The organism is Streptomyces sp. NPDC002911 (genome assembly GCF_053591835.1).
The window spans coordinates 368,132-384,208 of the sequence record NZ_JBSFUO010000002.1; the positions used below are offsets into that span (position 1 = coordinate 368,132).

At 70.1% G+C, this 16,077-nt stretch carries 15 protein-coding genes; 6 read left to right on the forward strand and 9 right to left on the reverse strand.

Going from position 1 to position 16,077, the window contains the following annotated elements; translation table 11 throughout:
- Positions 1 to 19: 19 nt before the first annotated feature.
- Genes gvpJ through ACWD04_RS04525 form a run of 5 tightly spaced genes read left to right on the forward strand, consistent with a single transcriptional unit; the run spans position 20 to position 2,411 of the window.
- Entirely contained in the window at positions 20 to 436 is a 417-nt protein-coding gene (gene gvpJ / locus ACWD04_RS04505) for a gas vesicle protein GvpJ (RefSeq protein ID WP_451128015.1), read from the forward strand.
- On the forward strand, positions 433 to 1,257 hold the full coding sequence (locus tag ACWD04_RS04510; protein ID WP_451128017.1) for a GvpL/GvpF family gas vesicle protein: 825 nt from the start codon (positions 433 to 435) through the stop codon (positions 1,255 to 1,257). The genes gvpJ and ACWD04_RS04510 overlap by 4 nt, the downstream gene beginning before the upstream one ends.
- Entirely contained in the window at positions 1,254 to 1,445 is a 192-nt protein-coding gene (locus ACWD04_RS04515; RefSeq protein WP_451128019.1) for a gas vesicle protein, read from the forward strand. The genes ACWD04_RS04510 and ACWD04_RS04515 overlap by 4 nt, the downstream gene beginning before the upstream one ends.
- Positions 1,446 to 1,497: 52 nt before the next feature.
- Positions 1,498 to 1,908, forward strand: a complete 411-nt coding sequence (locus ACWD04_RS04520) for a gas vesicle protein K (RefSeq protein ID WP_451128021.1) — start codon at positions 1,498 to 1,500, stop codon at positions 1,906 to 1,908.
- Positions 1,909 to 1,955: 47 nt separating this feature from the next.
- Positions 1,956 to 2,411 carry a hypothetical protein gene (locus ACWD04_RS04525; protein WP_451128023.1) on the forward strand — a complete coding sequence of 152 codons (456 nt, stop codon included), beginning with the start codon at positions 1,956 to 1,958 and terminating at the stop codon, positions 2,409 to 2,411.
- Between the two features lie 124 nt (positions 2,412 to 2,535).
- On the opposite strand, the gene ACWD04_RS04530 is transcribed toward ACWD04_RS04525, so the two are convergent.
- From ACWD04_RS04530 to ACWD04_RS04560, 7 genes are all read right to left on the reverse strand, one after another.
- The gene (locus ACWD04_RS04530; RefSeq protein ID WP_451128025.1) at positions 2,536 to 4,365 is read right to left on the reverse strand and encodes a TerD family protein; all 1,830 of its coding nucleotides are present in this window, start codon (positions 4,363 to 4,365) and stop codon (positions 2,536 to 2,538) included.
- A gap of 186 nt (positions 4,366 to 4,551) precedes the next feature.
- Positions 4,552 to 5,598 (reverse strand): LacI family DNA-binding transcriptional regulator, encoded by a 1,047-nt coding sequence (locus ACWD04_RS04535; RefSeq protein WP_451128027.1) that lies wholly within the window; start codon positions 5,596 to 5,598, stop codon positions 4,552 to 4,554.
- A gap of 245 nt (positions 5,599 to 5,843) precedes the next feature.
- Positions 5,844 to 7,301, reverse strand: a complete 1,458-nt coding sequence (locus ACWD04_RS04540; RefSeq protein ID WP_451128029.1) for a GH1 family beta-glucosidase — start codon at positions 7,299 to 7,301, stop codon at positions 5,844 to 5,846.
- 158 nt (positions 7,302 to 7,459) lie between these two features.
- On the reverse strand, positions 7,460 to 8,380 hold the full coding sequence (locus ACWD04_RS04545) for a carbohydrate ABC transporter permease (RefSeq protein WP_451128031.1): 921 nt from the start codon (positions 8,378 to 8,380) through the stop codon (positions 7,460 to 7,462).
- 15 nt (positions 8,381 to 8,395) lie between these two features.
- Positions 8,396 to 9,394 (reverse strand): carbohydrate ABC transporter permease, encoded by a 999-nt coding sequence (locus ACWD04_RS04550; protein ID WP_451128033.1) that lies wholly within the window; start codon positions 9,392 to 9,394, stop codon positions 8,396 to 8,398.
- Positions 9,395 to 9,559: 165 nt separating this feature from the next.
- Complete coding sequence (locus ACWD04_RS04555) at positions 9,560 to 10,882, reverse strand: ABC transporter substrate-binding protein (RefSeq protein ID WP_451128035.1); 1,323 nt, start codon at positions 10,880 to 10,882, stop codon at positions 9,560 to 9,562.
- A gap of 697 nt (positions 10,883 to 11,579) precedes the next feature.
- Positions 11,580 to 13,061 carry a cellulose binding domain-containing protein gene (locus tag ACWD04_RS04560; RefSeq protein ID WP_451128037.1) on the reverse strand — a complete coding sequence of 494 codons (1,482 nt, stop codon included), beginning with the start codon at positions 13,059 to 13,061 and terminating at the stop codon, positions 11,580 to 11,582.
- Positions 13,062 to 13,308: 247 nt separating this feature from the next.
- Here ACWD04_RS04560 and ACWD04_RS04565 point away from each other — a divergent pair, with 247 nt between their 5' ends.
- The gene (locus ACWD04_RS04565; RefSeq protein ID WP_451128039.1) at positions 13,309 to 13,710 is read left to right on the forward strand and encodes a hypothetical protein; all 402 of its coding nucleotides are present in this window, start codon (positions 13,309 to 13,311) and stop codon (positions 13,708 to 13,710) included.
- A gap of 144 nt (positions 13,711 to 13,854) precedes the next feature.
- Here ACWD04_RS04565 and ACWD04_RS04570 read toward each other — a convergent pair whose 3' ends face one another.
- Positions 13,855 to 15,318, reverse strand: coding sequence for a sensor histidine kinase (locus tag ACWD04_RS04570; RefSeq protein WP_451128041.1), 1,464 nt, complete (start codon positions 15,316 to 15,318; stop codon positions 13,855 to 13,857).
- Complete coding sequence (locus tag ACWD04_RS04575; protein ID WP_451128043.1) at positions 15,315 to 16,019, reverse strand: response regulator transcription factor; 705 nt, start codon at positions 16,017 to 16,019, stop codon at positions 15,315 to 15,317. Before ACWD04_RS04575 ends, ACWD04_RS04570 begins: the two co-directional genes overlap by 4 nt.
- Positions 16,020 to 16,077 lie beyond the last annotated feature (58 nt).

The following is a 16,077-nucleotide window of genomic DNA, read 5'->3' on the forward strand; positions in this document are numbered from 1 at the left end:
ACGAGGGGACTGATCCGACGTGACCGACTCACTGGCCGGCCGCATGGGGGCCTCTTCGGCAGCGTCTCCGTACGGCCAGCAGCAGTCCTCCGCGAATCTGGCCGACATCCTCGAGCGCGTCCTGGACAAGGGCGTCGTCATCGCGGGTGACATCCAGATCAACCTGCTCGACATCGAACTCCTGACGATCAAGCTGCGGTTGCTTGTCGCTTCCGTGGACAAGGCCAAGGAGATGGGCATCGACTGGTGGGAGCACGATCCCTCGCTCTCCTCCCGGGCCCGCCCGGAACAGAGGCCGGAGGTGCGCGACGCTCCCGCAACGAACCAGGTGGAGGCCGAGAACGCACGGCTGCGGGCCGAGATAGCCGAGCTGCGCGCCGCTGTGGGGCTGCCGGCCGGTCAGGCCGCGCACGCGGAAAGTGAGGAGCCGAAGTGACTGCGGAAGCAACCCCTCCGGCCGGCCCGGTCATGTCCTACGTCTACGCCGTCAGCCGCGCCGGAACCCCTCTCGAGGCGACGCTCACGGGCCGGCCGGGCCTGGAGGGGGCCGCTCTGCGAGCGGTCCGCGCCGGCGACCTCGTGGCCCTGACCTCGTCCGTTCCCTCCCGCCTCTACGGAACCGACGGTATGAAGGAGCAGATGGAGGATCTCGGCCGGCTGGAGGTGCTGGCCCGGACCCACCACGCGGTCGTCGAGGCGGCGTACGAGCACGCGACCGTACTGCCCATGCGCCTGGCGACGGTCTACCTCGACGACGAGCGCGTGCGCGGGATGCTCGGCGCGCGCGAGCCTGAGTTCGCCGCCTTGCTCGCCCGTCTCGAAGGCCACGTCGAACTCGGCGTCAAGGTCTACGCCGACCCGCGCGAGGCGGTCACGGTGAGCAGCCGGGCGCCGGAGCCGGACACGGCGGCAAGCCCGGGGCGGGCCTATCTGCAACGGCGCCGTGCCCAGCAGCAGAACCACCGTGCGACCTACCGGGCGGCGGGCGCGGTGGCGGCCGAGGTGCCCTCCCGGGTGAGCGGCATCGCCGAGGCGCACGTCACGCACCGCCCGCAGCAGGGAGATCTGGCCCAGACCGCCGGCGAGAACATCGTCAACGACGCCTACCTGGTCGACGGCGCCCGGGCCGACACGTTCCGCGCGGCGCTCACGGGGCTCGCCGACGGCGTACCGGGCGTACGCGTGGAGGTCACCGGCCCCTGGGCGCCGTACTCCTTCGCCACTCCGCCCGCGGCGGGCGGCGGTGAGCCTCGATGAGCGAAGACTCCGTCGAGTCACTGGCCGGGCGCCAGGTGGCACTCATCGACCTGCTGGACCGGTTGTTGAACGGGGGCGCGGTGCTGACGGGAGACCTGGTTCTCTCCGTCGCCGACGTCGACCTCGTCCACATCAACCTGAGAGCCGTGATCCGGTCGATCACGTCGGAGGAACCGGCGCCGTGGTGAGGGCCGCACGCACGTCCTGGCGCGACAACGGCCGATGAACGAGGAGGACCCCATGCCCGAGGCACCCGAGAAGGCGGATACGCGTCCGCAGGCGACGAGCCTCCAGGAGGTCGCCCAGGCCGCGGCACACGCCTTCGACCTCGTACCCGCAGGGCCCGACGACCGGAGCACCCGCGACGGCTTGGCACAGCGCCTGGAGACCGACCCGGACACGGTGGAACGCGACCTCATCAAACTGGTGCTGACGATCGTCGAACTGCTGCGCCAGCTCATGGAGCGCACCGCTCTGCACCGGGTCGACGTGGGCGATCTGCGTGAGGAACAGGAAGAGCGCATCGGGATGACGCTGATGATCCTCCAGGACCGGATGGCGGAGCTCTGCGAGCGCTACGACCTCACCATGGAGGACCTCAACCTGGACCTCGGCCCGCTGGGTTCGCTGCTCCCACGGGATTCCGGCTGAGTTCCGCCAGCCCGTTTCGAGCCGCGCCGAGAGGTAACACGAACACCATGACTGCAGAGAGCGAAGAAACCAGGAAGAACGTGAACGGTTCTGCGGCGAAGGCCGGTACGGGTGCCCGGACGGCCGCCGCCAAGGGGCGACAGACCACTGCGGCGGCCGGGCACCAGGCCAGGTCCGGCTCGGCGGTCGCAGCCTCGAAGGCCAAGTCATCGGCGCAGGACGCCGCCGAGTCGGCGGAGACCGGTGTGCGGTCGGCCGGCCTGGCGACGAAGCGGGCCGCTGTCGCCGGCTGGGACACGAGTCGGCAGACGGTCCTGGACACGGCGGGCAAGGTGACCTCGACGGCGACCAACGCGTGGACCGTCGTCAAGCATCGCAAGGCCATAGCCGTGGGTGCCGCAGCGGGTCTCGGCGGCCTCGTCGGCGGCGCGTTCGCCCTCGGCCGCCAGACGGCCAGGACCCACGCCGGCCCGATCACCCGCCTCACCGGCGGCCGGATCTGACCGGAACCGCGGCACACACCGAAACCCTGGAGGGCCGACAGAGCACTGTCGGCCCTCCTTCCATGGGGGCACTTGACACAGCCCGAGGCCGTTGCCTGACGGCATGTCTGCTGGGGGGCCGGCGTCAGACCCGGCAGCAGCGGTCTCGAAGCTCGGAGATGACGGCTTCCTCGCGCGCGTTGACGTCACCGTCCACAGTGGCCACCCGGTCGGCCGCGTCGAGGAGGTCGCTCAGATCCCCTGGCTCGGCGTCCACTCGTCGCCACACCTCGGCGGGGTCGATGTCGACAAGGTGAGCGAGCTGTTCATCGACCACCTGGTGCTGATCCCGCACCAGTCTCACCAGGTGCCGCATCAGCAACGTCTCGTCGTCCGCGATCTTCTCGTCCGCCATGACGACGAGCCACGCGATCCACAGCATCAACTGCGGGTGCTGACTCCGCTTGCTCAGCCCCTCGGCGAGTTCGATCACCCGCGCCTCGTTCCGGAAGACGGCTTGCGCGTGCCGCCCCGCGAGCAGCGTCGTATAGCGGTTCAGCACCACCGCGAGGGGAACGCCGACCAGGGGGATACCGATCTTGATGACGTTGCGCTGCAGGAGGTACTTCCCGACGACGGGGAGGCCTCTCCCGGCGGTCAGCACCCCTCCGGAGTAGAAGCGCTTGATCACCGGCCGCACCAGGGCCGGGACCGCCTTGACCACCCCTCCCCGGACCGCTTCCCCGCTCTTGATCGTGAAGGCCACCCGGATGAGCTTCCACATGTCCTCGGGATCGGACAGGTCGAGCGGGACCCGATAGAGGACTGCGATGTCGTAGGCCAGGCGGAGCTGGAGCCGGGTGACGAAGGCGACATCGACCATCATGGTCGCGACGGCGGCCGGGACGGTCGCCGCCGAGGCACCCCCGAGGCTCCCGATGGTGGCGGCGACGGCCGCCGTGTAGGCCCCGGCGGACAGCCCGCCTTCGAGCGCGGCGTACCGAGCCGCCATCTTGATCCGCTGATCGACGATGGCATCCGGGGGTACGCCCTCGTACCGCTCCTGGAAGTACTGCCAGTCGACCTTGTCGGTGTAGGAGCTCATGGCCTGGGCGCTGAGCTTGGTGAACCAGCCGCCCGACTTGATGTCGTCCGGGCTCAGACCCTTGATGAACTCCCGCAGCTCGGCCCGCTCCCGCTCGACAGCCTCCCGGTCGGCGTCGCCGTGGGCGTCGACAGCGTCGATCGGAGCTTCGGTCACTGGTTGCCCCGCGGGCTCCTCCTGGCTCCTCGCCTCCCCTGCGCTCGCCGCGGCCTCGGGCTCCGGTGCTCGGGGTGAAGGCACCGCCGCCGGGGACGCGACCTGCGGGCCGGAGTGGGGCAGAGCGTCCCCGTCCGGGCTCTGGGCCGCCACCCCCTCCTCCCCGGCGTCGTCATCGTTGTCGACACCGAAGTCCGCCTCCAGCCCGGCCAGGCCGGACGCGTAGCCCTGCCCGACGGCACGGAACTTCCACTCGTCGGCGCGCCGGTAGAGCTCTCCGAAGATGAAGGCGCCCACATCGCCCGCTTCCTCGACGGAGAACTGGACCAGACCGGTGCCGGAGCTGTCCGTGAGGGTCAGGTAGAGGTCGTTCAGATCCCCGAAATGGGCTCCGCCGTAACGGCTCGCGGCCACCACGATCTGCCCGACCTCGGGCGGTACCGCGTCGAGATCACAACGGATGCGATCCTCGTAGCCGTCGGCCGTGGGGGCTTTCCCGAGCAGCTGGACACTGCCGTTGCCGACGACCGGGTTGTTGTGGAAACAGAAGTCGACGTCGCTGCGTACTTTGCCGTTGTCGCCGAGCAACCACAGGGAGACGTCCGCATCACCCTCGCCCGTCGGGCTGCTCCACCCCAGGCTCATCGTCACCGAGCCGACGTTGTCACTGAGCGCGGCCAGCCCGACGTTCGCCCCTCTGATCATCTTCTGCATGCGTGCCCCCAGATGCGCTGCCGGATCAGAGCGCACGTGCGGCAGACCATTGCGTGACGTCGTGTGGTGCGTCACACATTCGCCGGACTCCGGGAACCCTATCGGCCGCGTGGATGCCGCATGGAGAAACGGTGAAAAAGTTCGCTCACCATATGTTCGGCCGTCCTCGGCCGACGGCGGCGAACCTCAGGAGGACTCCCGCACCACCAGCTCCGTGGGCAGCACGATCCTCGGGCGCTCCGCTGCGGTGTCGCCCGAGGAGCGGCTCGCGATCTCCTGGAGCAGGACGCGGGCCATCGTGCGGCCCATCTCCTCGATCGGCTGGCGCACGCTCGTCAGGGGCGGGTCCATGTGGCGGGCCACCGCCGAGTCGTCGAAGCCGATCAGGGCCACGTCGTCGGGGATGCGGCGGCCGGACTCGCGCAGGATCTGGCGGGCTCCCGCCGCCATCACGTCGGAGGCCGCGAAGACCGCGTCCACGTCGGGGCGCCGTTCCAGCAGCTCCCGCATCGCCCGGGCGCCGCCCTCCTCGCTGAAGTCGGCGGGCGCGATCAGCCGCTCGTCCGGGTCGAGGCCGGCCGCGGCGATGGCCTTGCGGTAGCCGTCGAGGCGACGCTGTGCGCCGTAGACGTCCAGGCGGCCGGTGATCGTGGCGATGGAGCGGCGGCCCCGCGCCACGAAGTGGCCGACGGCCGCTCGGGCGCCCTCGAAGTTGTCGGAGTCGACGGAGGGCAGCGTCTCCGCCGCGTGCCTACGTCCGCTGATCACGGAGGGCATGCCGAGCTGTTCGAGGAGGTCCGGCAGCGGGTCGTCGGCGTGGACGGAGACCAGGAGCACCCCGTCGACCCGGTGTGCGGTCAGGTACTGGGCCAGCCGGCGGCGCTCGCGGTCGTTGCCCGCGAGGGTCAGCAGCAGCTGCATCTCCGTGTCGGCGAGGGCCGCCCCGACACCGCGCACGATGTCGGAGAAGTACGGCTCGGCGAAGAACCGGGTCTCGGATTCGGGTACGACGAGGGCGATGGCGTCCGTGCGGTTGCCCGCGAGCGCACGGGCCGCACGGTTGGGGACGTATCCCAGCTCGGCGACGGCCGCCTCGACGGCCTCCCGGGTCTGTTCGCTGACCCGCGGCGAGCCGTTGATGACGCGTGAGGCCGTGCCCCGCCCGACTCCGGCCCGGGCCGCTACCTCTTCGAGCGTGGGCCGCCCGCCACTTCGTACTCGCGCTGCCGCCATGGCTGCCTCCCGTTCGCGGTCAATTTCTCACAGCGGGTTGGTCAAACCAAGCCCCACTGTCCTACCCCTCGGCACTTGTCCCGACTCAACGGGTCTCTGCAGCGCCACACACCTTGGGAGCGCTCCCAAGCGTACGGGGTCCGGATGACGAACACGTGAGGCGGGCCGGTGGCGGGCACGGAGCAGCGGGACCCGGCGGTGCGCCGGGTCCCGCTGTTCGTGCTGGTCGTTCGTGCCGGCTGAGATCAGACGGTGCTGACCGGAGGCAGTGCGTGGCGGCGGATCACGTCGGAGTACCAGTGGGCGCTCGCCTTGGGGATGCGGCGCTGCGAGGCGTAGTCGACGTAGACCGCACCGAAGCGCTTCGAATAGCCGTACGCCCACTCGAAGTTGTCCATCAGCGACCAGAGGAAGTAGCCGCGGACGTCCGCGCCGTCGGCGACGGCCCGCTGCACGGCGTCGAGGTGACCGTGCAGGTAGGCGACCCGCTCGGGGTCCTGGACCTTGCCCTCGGGCGAGACGTAGTCGTCGAACGCCGCGCCGTTCTCCGTGACCATCAGCGGGAGGCCGGGGTGGTCCCGGGTGACGTCCATGAGCAGGTCGTAGAGCCCGCTGGGGTCGATCGCCCAGTCCATCGCGGTGCGTTCCTTCCCCTCGGCGAGGTGGAAGGCGACGTGCTCGGAGCCGGGCCAGGGGGAGTGGTCGCTGGCGCCGTGGGCGTCGCTGCGCGCGTAGTCGGCCCCCTTGACCGGGGTGGAGACCAGGGTCGGCGTGTAGTAGTTGATGCCGAGGGCGTCCACGGGACGGGAGATGGTGGCGAGGTCGCCGTCCTTGACCAGCTTCGACCAGTCCACCAGGTGCGAGGTGTCGGTGATCAGGTCCTCGGGGTACTCCCCGCGCAGCATCGGACCGGTGAAGACACGGTTGCCGACCGCGTCGATGCGGCGGGCGGCGTCCGCGTCGGCTTCGCTGCCGGTGAGCGGGCGGACCTGGTGGAGGTTGAGGGTGACCGAGGTCTGCGCAGCAGCGGGGAGCTGGGCGCGCAGGACCTCGATCGCCCGGCCATGGGCGAGGTTGAGGTGATGGGCCGCCTGCAGCGCGGCTGCGGGCTCGGTGCGGCCGGGGGCGTGCACCCCGGAGCCGTAACCGAGGTAGGCCGAGCACCACGGCTCATTGAGGGTGGTCCACATGCCGACGCGGTCACCGAGGGCGCCGGAGACGATCGCGGCGTAGTCGGCGAACCGGTCGGCGGTCACTCGCTCGGGCCAGCCGCCGGCGTCCTCGAGCTCCTGGGGCAGGTCCCAGTGGTAGAGGGTGGCGACGGGCATGATGCCGGCGTCCAGCAGCTCGTCGACGAGCTTGCGGTAGAAGTCCAGACCGCGCTCCACGGCGGGGCCGCGGCCGGTGGGCTGGACCCGGGACCAGGAGACGGAGAAGCGGTAGGCCTTCAGCCCGAGCTGCTTCATGAGCGCGACGTCGTCGCGGTAGCGGTGGTAGTGGTCGGCGGCGATGTCGCCGGTGTCGCCGTTGCGCACCTTGCCGGGCGTACGACTGAAGGTGTCCCAGATGGACGGCGTGCGGCCGTCCTCGGCTGCGGCGCCCTCGACCTGGTAGGAGGCGGTCGCCGCACCCCAGATGAAGCCCGTGGGGAACTGTGCCTCGGGTGCCTGCTTCGGGGTGATGTCGGGTCGTACGGCAGTCATGCGGGAGCGCTCCCATGGGTGGAGGGACAGGGACAGGAAGTGCGGGGGCGCCGGCCCCGTACGGCCTGTGGTCAGGTACAGGCCGTACGGTACGGCCGGGCCGGACCGGATGCGGAACGGCGGGCCGGGATCGGACCGGGGTGGAGCGGCGGGCCGTGTCAGCCCTTGACGGCGCCGGCCATGATTCCCCCGACGATCTGCTTGCCGAAGATCACGAAGACGACGAGCAGCGGCAGGGTGCTGATCAGCGCGCCCGCCATGACGATGCTCTGGTCGGGCACGTAGGACGCGCTCAACTGGCCGAGTGCCACCTGGAGCGTCGGGTTCTCCTGGTTCAGGGCGAGATAGGGCCAGAAGAAGTCGTTCCAGGCCTGCACGAAGGTGAGCATGCCGAGCACCATCATCGCCGGGCGGGCGACCGGAAGCACGATGCTCCACACGACGCGGAGGTTGTTCGCCCCGTCCACCCTGCCCGCCTCGATGAGCTCGTACGGCAGCGCCTCCAGGAGGTACTGCCGCATGAAGAACACGCCGAACGCGCTCACCAGGGTCGGGAAGATCACCGACTCCAGCTGACCGCCCCAGCCGATGTCCGACATCATCATGAACAGCGGGACGACGCTGAGTTGCGGGGGGATCGTCAGGGTGGCGATGACCGCTGTCATCAGTGCGCCGCGGCCTTTGAAGCGCATCTTGGCGAAGGCGTAGCCGGCCAGGGTGCAGAAGAACAGCGTCGCGGCCGTGATGCAGCCGGCCACGACGGCGGTGTTGACGATGGCCTTGCCGAGGTGGGCCTGTTCCCAGGCCGCCTCCAGGTTGTGGAACAGATTGCCGCCCGGGACGAGCGGCGGGGTGGCGGCCAGTACCTCGTCCTGGGTGCGGGACGCGGCCACGAGCGTCCAGTACAGCGGGAAGATCGAGCCGAGGCCCACGACGGCCAGGGCGATGTAGGCGAAGGGACCCGCGTGGTGCTGACGGCCCGCTCCGGGCCGGAAGCGCCAGCGTTTCGGGGGTTCGCTGCCGGTTGCGACCTTGGAGACGCGGCGGTCCGGAGCGGTGATGGGGCTGGTGGTGGTCATGGATATCGCTCCCGGTCAGGCCGCGGTCTTGCGCATGAAGCGCCCGATGAGCCAGTTGATCGCGGCAATGAGCAGCAGCAGGACGAGCATGGCCCAGGCGACCGCGGCGGCCGTACCGAGGTGCCCGAGGTTCCAGCCGTAGTTGTAGAGGTAGATGCTGAGCGTCTCGTACTGGTTCTCGGTGCCGCCCGTCGCGCCGTTGGTGCCCCCCTCGAGCAGGAGAGGTTCCCCGAAGAGCTGCATCGAGCCGATGGTCGAGATGACGATCGTGAAGAGGATCGTCGGTCGCAGCGCCGGGATCGTGACGTTGCGGAACTGCTGCCAGCGCGAGGCACCGTCGAGCGAGGCGGCCTCGTACAGATCGGACGGGACGGCCTGCATCGCGGCGAGGTAGATCAGCGTGTTGTAGCCCGTCCAACGCCAGATCACGATGACCGCGATGGCGATGTTGGACGTCCAGTGGCCGTTGACCCAGTTCGTCTCGCCCACGCCGAAGAACCCCAGTACCCAGTTCAGCAGGCCGCCGTCGGCCCGGAACACCAGGGCGAAGACGAGGGCCGCGGACGCCACCGAGGTTGCGTACGGGGTGAGGATCACCGTGCGCCAGAAGGTGCTGGCACGCAGTTTGTAGTTCAGCAGGTGGGCCAGGCCCAGCGCGATCATCAGCTGCGGGACGGTCGAGATGACGCCGATGACGAACGTGTTGCTGACCGCGGTCCAGAACTCGGAATCCTGCAGGATGTCGCTGAAGTTCTCCAGGCCGACCCATTCCATCTGGTCGAGGCCTGTCATCTCCACCTTGTGCAGGGCGATCCAGCCGGTGTAGACGAGCGGATACAGCCCGAAGGCGCCGAAGACGAGGAAGAACGGGGCGATGTACGCGTACGGCGACGCCTTGTCGTCGAAGCGCCACAGCCGGCTGCGCCATGCCTGGCGGCTGGGGGTCATGGGCTTCGGAGTGCGCCGGCGATGCTCTGAGCCTTGCGTGCCCCGCGTGGGGGTCGTGGTTGCCACGAGTGGGAGTCCTTCCCTGGGTGTGCCGACACCGCAGGGGCAGGCCGGACCTCTGTCGGGTCGAGTGCAGGTGTCGGAAGCGGTCCACGGTGCCGGTGATGAACCGGCACCGGCGCGGGCGGCCGGGACGCGTGGAGAACGTCCCGCCGCCCGCACGGCGGAGGATCAGCCGACCACCTTGTCGATGGTGTCGACGGCGGCGTCCCAGGCGGCGTCCGGCTTGGTGCCCCGCTGCTCCATGTTGTTGATCTGCTTGGAGAAGGTGTCCTTGATGTTGCCGTCCTTCGCGCCGAGAACGGCGGCGGGGATGGCGTTGGCCTCTTCGGCGTAGATCTCACCGATGGGGGCGTTGTTGAAGTACTCCAGCTTGGCGGTCTTCACGTCAGGGAGGGCGTAGGCGCCCTTGTTCGACGGGAAGAGACCGGCGGCCTTGAACACGGCGGCCTGCTGCTCCGGCGCGGTCAGCCACTTGACGAGCTCACCCGCCTCCTTGACGTGCTTGCCCTTGGCGGGCACGGAGAGGAAGGAACCGCCCCAGTTGGCCGCCGTGTCGCCCGGGGCGCGGGTGATGTCCCACTTGCCCTTGTACTCGTCACCGGAGTATTCGGCGATCTGGGCGGCCATCCATGCGGGGCAGGCCACGGTGGCCATGGTGCCCTGGCGCAGAGCGGCCTTCCACGGGTCCTGGAACTGGGCCAGTCCCTGGGTCAGCTTCTTGTCGACCGCCTCGGCGGCCAGCTTCCAGCCCTCCTTGACGCCGGCGCTCTCCTTGTAGATCGGGTCGCCGTTCTTCGCGTAGTACTGCTCCGAGTGGGAGCTGACCACGCCGTTGTACATGGCACTGGCGGAGTCCATGTAGAAGGTGCCCTCGGGCGCCTTCTTCTTGTACTCCTCACCGAGCTTGAGGTAGTCCTCCCAGCCGCCGGCGAGCTTCGCGGCGACTTCCTCGCGGTCGGTGGGCAGTCCGGCCTTCTCGAAGAGGTCACGGCGGTAACAGATGGACATGGGGCCGATGTCGGTGCCGGCGCCGATGACCTTCCCGTCCTCAGCGGTCGCCTGCAGCGCCTTCCAGTTCACCCACTGGTCGGTGTCGATCACCTTGGAGAGGTCGGCGAAGGCGTCCGCCTTGGTGTCGACGAGTTCCTTGGCGCGGCCGACCTCGATGCCCTGCACGTCGGCCAGGCCGCTGCCCGTGTTGAGCTGCTGGAGGAACTTGGTGTAGTAGACCGGCTCTTCGGCCGCGGTGTTCGCCTTGACCGTGATGTTCGGGTGGAGCTCGTGGTACTTCTCGAAGAGCCCGGCCTCCTTGTAGCCGAACTGCCCGAAGTCTGCCACGGTCAGGGTGATGTTCCCGTTCGCGTCGGCCCCTTCGGAATCCGAGTCGGAACCGCCGCAGCCGGTCAGCAGCAGGGCGGTGGCCGTGAGGCCCGTGGTAGCCATGATGGCGGTTCTGCGGCTTCGACCTGCGACGGTGCGGGTGATGCGCATTCCACTACTCCTTGTTCCAGGGTGGGACTGGCGTTCATCTGCTCGGCATACGCGCTGATGGCTGCGGGTGCCAGTGGTACGGAGAGGACATGGGCGGTGCCGTCCCCGTACGAGCGAAATACCTCGATATATGGGAGCGCTCCCATGCGCTGATGCCGGAAGATTGCTGCCTCAAGGGGGTGGGTGTCAAGAGTTGAAGACGCTTCCGTTGCCCGAGCGTGTCCTGCAAGTCACGGGAACGTGTCCGGCCGAGGGCTTGCGTTTACCTTCAACCCCTGCATCCGACATGGGCGAGGGTCTCAATTGCCGCAGGTCAATGGGGTGTTGGGCGGCTTTTCGTACCTCTGGGCCCCGGGAGGAGCGGTACGGAGCCGGGTTTTCCGAGCGACGCCCGGAAGGGCGCCGACAGCCCCTGCGATCCGGAGATGCCCGCCGGAAGATGAACGGGGCAGGGCGTCATGGGGGTGCACAGGGCGGTCATGGGGCGTTTCCGTGTTCTTTCCCCGAACTCCACAGTGGGACAAGAGGGTTCCGCTTCCTTCCGTACGAGTGGGACAAGGCCGGACACGACGGAGCCCTCCGCACGCCAGGGCGAGCGCCGAGGGACAACGGGGCTGCGCGCCCCGGCCGGGTGTGGGGGGGGGTGGGGGCCCGGCCGGGGCGCGCGTCGGTGGTGGTCAATGGTGGTCCGAGGGGACTACGCGAAGGCGCCGAGCGCCTTGGTGAAGGCCAGCGGCTCCTGGAGGATCGAGCTGCAGGTCGCGTCCGCGGCCGGCTTCGCGCCGCCCGCGCACTGCACATCCCGCGTACCCGACCACATCGCCAGCCGGCCGATGCCCTTCTCCCGCGCGAACTCCACCAGTTGCGTGGCGTCCTCCACGGTGAAGATCTCGGTGACGACGTCGTTCACCCCGATCATCGGGGTGACCGCGACCGCCTTCCAGGCGGCCGCGTCCGAGAGCCCGAGCACCCCCTTGAGCTGGGCCTGCGTGGCGGTGGCCGCCTGGGCGGCGTAATCGCCCATGTCCCCGCTGTACGACGCCCCGTAGTCCATCGCCATGATGTTGACCGCGTCGATCGCGACGCCGTTCTCCTTCGCGTCCGCGATCAGATCCACGCCCGGCTGGGTCAGCCCCTCGGGCATCACGGGCAGGGTGAAGGAGACGTCCAGCTCGGGGTACGACTCCTGGAGCTGGGCGATGGCCTGCGAACGGCGGGAGTTGGCGGCGGTGTCCGGCAGCGCCCCGCCTTCGATGTCGAAGTCGACCTTGGTCAGCCCGTACGCGTCGATGACCTTGCCGTACGCCGTGGCGAGCTCGGCCGCCGAGGAGCAGTGCAGCGCCAGTTCGGCGCCGGCCGCGCCTCCGAAGGAGACCCGCACGTCACCGCCCTCGGCCCGTAGCGCGTCGATCTGGGCGGCCACCTTGTCGTCGGCGAGCCCCGTGACCCCGCCCCACAGCGGGGCGCAGCTGCCGCCCGACGTGATGAAGGCCAGGTTGAACTCCTTGACGCCCGTCCTGGACGCGGTGTCCAGCAGGTCGTAGGCGGGGTGGAGCGACGTATCGATGTACGGGGCGAACCCGGCCCCGCCGGCCGTGCCGCCGACAGGCCCTGACGGCTCGTCCGTCGGAGTGCTCGTCGGCTCGGCCGTCGCGGTCTCCGTGGGCGTCGCGCTCTTCGTCGGCGCCGGCGAAGACGTCGGGGCCCCGGTCGGGCGTCCGCCGGGTTCCGGCGTCGCTCCGCCGTCCGCGGAGCACGCGGCCTCGTTGATGAGGCAGTCCTCCGGGTCCGCGGCGGTGCCGGAGGAGGAGGTGACGAAGCCGACCGTCACGGACTCGCCCGGCGCGATGTCCTTGTTCCAGCGCGCGGGCTTCACGGTGACGTGATTGCCGCTGACGGTGTGCTCACCGTTCCAGAGCGAGTCGATCTTCGTACCGGCGGGCAGGTCGAATGCGAGCGTCCACCCCGACTGGACCGTCCCGGTGTCGTTCGAGACGACGTACTGCCCGGTGTACCCACCGGCCCAGCCGCTGGCCCTCGTGTACGTCGCGCCGACGGCCGCAGCCTGCGCCGTACCGGTGAGCACGAAGACCGTGCCGCCCACGACCGCCGCGGCGACGACGGCGCCGATCGCCTTCGTGCGGGTGCTCGTCGTGCGGCGGTGCGTACTGATGCCCATCGCGTGCCTGCCTCTGTCCTGCCGGGGGGGTGGTTGCGTCTGCACGCTAGCCGCAGCGATCCGGTCAAATGGGGCTCATGGGACCCGCGTTGCTGTTCTTAGGGTTTGCTTAAGGAGGGCATCGGCGTCGGTTAAGAACGACCGGCGCGGCAGGGGCGGGACGGAGAGCTGGCTCTACTTCGTCGGCGACGGCACCCTGGTCGCCGTCCCCCGCAGGGCCACGGACGCGGTCGGTGCCGACAAGGCCGTGGCGTCGGTGTTCGAGGGCCCGACCGTCCTGGAACTGTCCGAGGGCCTGACCACCGAACTGCCGTCGTTTCCGCCGGACCCGGCCCGGGAGGCCGCGGCTCCCACAGCGGCGTCGTCCGTGGTGGAGACACGGACGGAAGGCGACACGGTGTCGATCGAGCTCCCCCAGTACCTCCGAAGCCCGCTTTCCCGCACCGCGACCGACCAGCTGATCTGCACGGCAGCCAGTGCTCACCTCGTCACCGACCCGGACATCGACTCGGTGAAGGTGACCGTGACGGGCCACACCCGCACCGGTCGATGGCGCACGGAGGGGTCGAGCACCACCTGTCTCAGCCACGCGACGCCTCTCGGATCGAGCACCGAGGCCTCGCCCGCCGGACCGTCGCCCGCTCCCTGAACCTTCCTCGTGCCCCGTCCCTGCCGCACCGGCCGGAAGGTCCAGAAGCGCATCCCGCAGGAAGGAACCCGCGCCTGCGCGAAGCAGCCGGACTCGCATGGTCCGGCACCGCACCAGGGACCAGCCTGTTCCGGACGCAGGGCCCTAAAGGTCGGGGCCGGAGCCCGGGGCGTGACGGAATTCCGCGCTCCGTCCCTTCACTCCGCGTGGCCCCCGCCGTCCGCCGCGCCGCCCCACCCGGTGTCCCCGGCGCGCGCGCTCGGCCGGGCCGCCGTCGAGCCCGATCCAGATGCGTACCTCCGTGCCGCCGAGCACCGATCGCCCGATCCGCAGGTCGCCGCCGGTGGATTCGGCGACCCTGCGGACGATGTCGAGGCCGAGGCCGGTCGATCCGACCGCACCCCGCGCCGCGTTCTTTCCGCTCCCGCCCCGGGCCAGGGCGGATTCCGGATCGGGTATGCCTGGTCCGGCGTCCGAGACCAGCACGAGCACCGCGTCGCCGCTGTGGTGCACATCGACGGCGAAGGCCGTGCCTTCCGGGGTGTGCCGGAAGACGTTGCCGAGCAACGCGTCCAGAGCGGCGGCCAGATCGGGCCTCGCGACCGGGATCCGTACCGTGCGGTCCACGCCCGCGAGGCGCACCGTACGCCCCTCGTCCTCGGCCAGCGCCGACCAGAACCCCATGCGTTCCCGGATGACCTCGGACGCGTCGCACCCGGCGCCCGCACCCGTCTGCGCGCCCTGGGTCTGCGGCCGCTGCTCCCGCGCCGTACGGATGATCGTGTCGACCTCGTGCTCCAGCTGCTCGACGGCGGCCCTGGTCTGCTCGGCGGCGGGCCCCTCACCCAGCGAGGCGGCGTTGAGGCGGAGGACGGTCAGCGGGGTGCGGAGCCGGTGCGAGAGGTCGGCGGCCAGTTCGCGCTCGTTGGCCAGGAGTTGGACCACCTGGTCCGCCATGGAGTTGAACGCGACTGCGGCGGAACGGAGTTCGGTCGGGCCTTCCTCGGGCACCCTGGTCCCCAGCCGGCCCTCCCCCAGGTCCTGGGCGGCGCCGGCGAGCCGCTGGGCGGGCTCCACCATCCGTACACCGAGCCGGTCCGCCACGGCCACCGAGCCGACGATCAGCGCGATACCGACGCCGGCGAGCACCAGCCAGGCCGTACCGACGCCGTTGGCCACCTCGTCCTCGGGCACGAACACCTCCACGACCGCGATGCCTCCGGAACCCAACGCGGTGGGCTGGAGCAGTGCGGAGCCGCCGGGCACCTCGGCGATGGAGGCGCGCCCCGACGTGCCGACGGTCTCCAGGTCCTCGCGGGTGGCGCGCCGGGTACCGATCTCAAGGCGGTCGCCGCCCTGTTCCGCGGCGGGGACGTGCACCGCGAGGCGTCCCCGGCCGCCGGGCTCGGTGGACAGCACGGCCCGGGTCAGTTCCTCGCGGTCGGCGGTGATGGTGAGGGTGGGGGCGATGGTGGCGGCCTGCCGCTCGGCGTCGGAGAAGGCGCGGTCGCGGGCCATTTCCTTGATGACGAGTCCGAGCGGTACGGCAAACGCGATCACGACCATGGCGGTGACGGCCAGACAGACCTTGACCAGGGCCCATCTCATGCGGACGGCCCCGGGGCCGGGGGTTCGAGCTTGACGCCGACTCCGCGCAGGGTGTGCAGATAGCGCGGCCGTGCGGCCGTCTCGCCCAGCTTGCGGCGCAGCCAGGAGAGATGGACGTCGATGGTCTGGTCGTCGCCGTAGGACTGCTTCCAGACCTCGGCCAGCAGCTCGCGGCGCGGAACGACGACGCCGGGGCGGCCCGCGAGGAAGGCCAGCAGGTCGAATTCACGTCGGGTCAGATCCAGGGCCGTGCCCTCCAGTTCGGCCTGCCGGCGCAGGGGGTCGACGGACAGTCCGCCGACCTGGATGACGCGCGGCGGCGGGGCCTGGGCGCCGGGCCCCTGGGTACGGCGCAGGACGGCCGCCATACGGGCGGAGAGGTGCTCCACCGAGAACGGCTTGATCAGATAGTCGTCGGCACCGTCGTTGAGCAGCCTGACTATCTCGGCCTCGTCGTCCCGCGCGGTCGCGATGATCACGGGTACGTCGGTGATGGAGCGCAGCATCTTCAGGGCCTCGGCGCCGTCGAGGTCGGGGAGCCCGAGGTCGAGGACGACGACGTCGAAGCGGAAGTGTGCGACTTCGCGCAGCGCTTCGAGCGCCGTGCCGACACTCCGTACCGTGTGCGAGGCCTCGGTCAGGTGCCGTATGAGGGCGGAACGCACGAACTGGTCGTCCTCGACCACGAGCACACTAGGCATGCGCCGCACCGTAGCCCATACGGAGGAACCGGGTCCCCTCCAGGACAGCACCTGTGCG

Bases quoted from the DNA above. Each gene is read 5' to 3' on its own strand.
- ACWD04_RS04515 (WP_451128019.1), top strand. From the start codon at position 1,254: ATGAGCGAAGACTCCGTCGAGTCACTGGCCGGGCGCCAGGTGGCACTC.
- ACWD04_RS04520 (WP_451128021.1), top strand. From the start codon at position 1,498: ATGCCCGAGGCACCCGAGAAGGCGGATACGCGTCCGCAGGCGACGAGC.
- ACWD04_RS04525 (WP_451128023.1), top strand. From the start codon at position 1,956: ATGACTGCAGAGAGCGAAGAAACCAGGAAGAACGTGAACGGTTCTGCG.
- ACWD04_RS04530 (WP_451128025.1), bottom strand. From the start codon at position 4,365: ATGCAGAAGATGATCAGAGGGGCGAACGTCGGGCTGGCCGCGCTCAGT.
- ACWD04_RS04535 (WP_451128027.1), bottom strand. From the start codon at position 5,598: ATGGCGGCAGCGCGAGTACGAAGTGGCGGGCGGCCCACGCTCGAAGAG.
- ACWD04_RS04540 (WP_451128029.1), bottom strand. From the start codon at position 7,301: ATGACTGCCGTACGACCCGACATCACCCCGAAGCAGGCACCCGAGGCA.
- ACWD04_RS04545 (WP_451128031.1), bottom strand. From the start codon at position 8,380: ATGACCACCACCAGCCCCATCACCGCTCCGGACCGCCGCGTCTCCAAG.
- ACWD04_RS04555 (WP_451128035.1), bottom strand. From the start codon at position 10,882: ATGCGCATCACCCGCACCGTCGCAGGTCGAAGCCGCAGAACCGCCATC.
- ACWD04_RS04560 (WP_451128037.1), bottom strand. From the start codon at position 13,061: ATGGGCATCAGTACGCACCGCCGCACGACGAGCACCCGCACGAAGGCG.
- ACWD04_RS04570 (WP_451128041.1), bottom strand. From the start codon at position 15,318: ATGAGATGGGCCCTGGTCAAGGTCTGTCTGGCCGTCACCGCCATGGTC.
- ACWD04_RS04575 (WP_451128043.1), bottom strand. From the start codon at position 16,019: ATGCCTAGTGTGCTCGTGGTCGAGGACGACCAGTTCGTGCGTTCCGCC.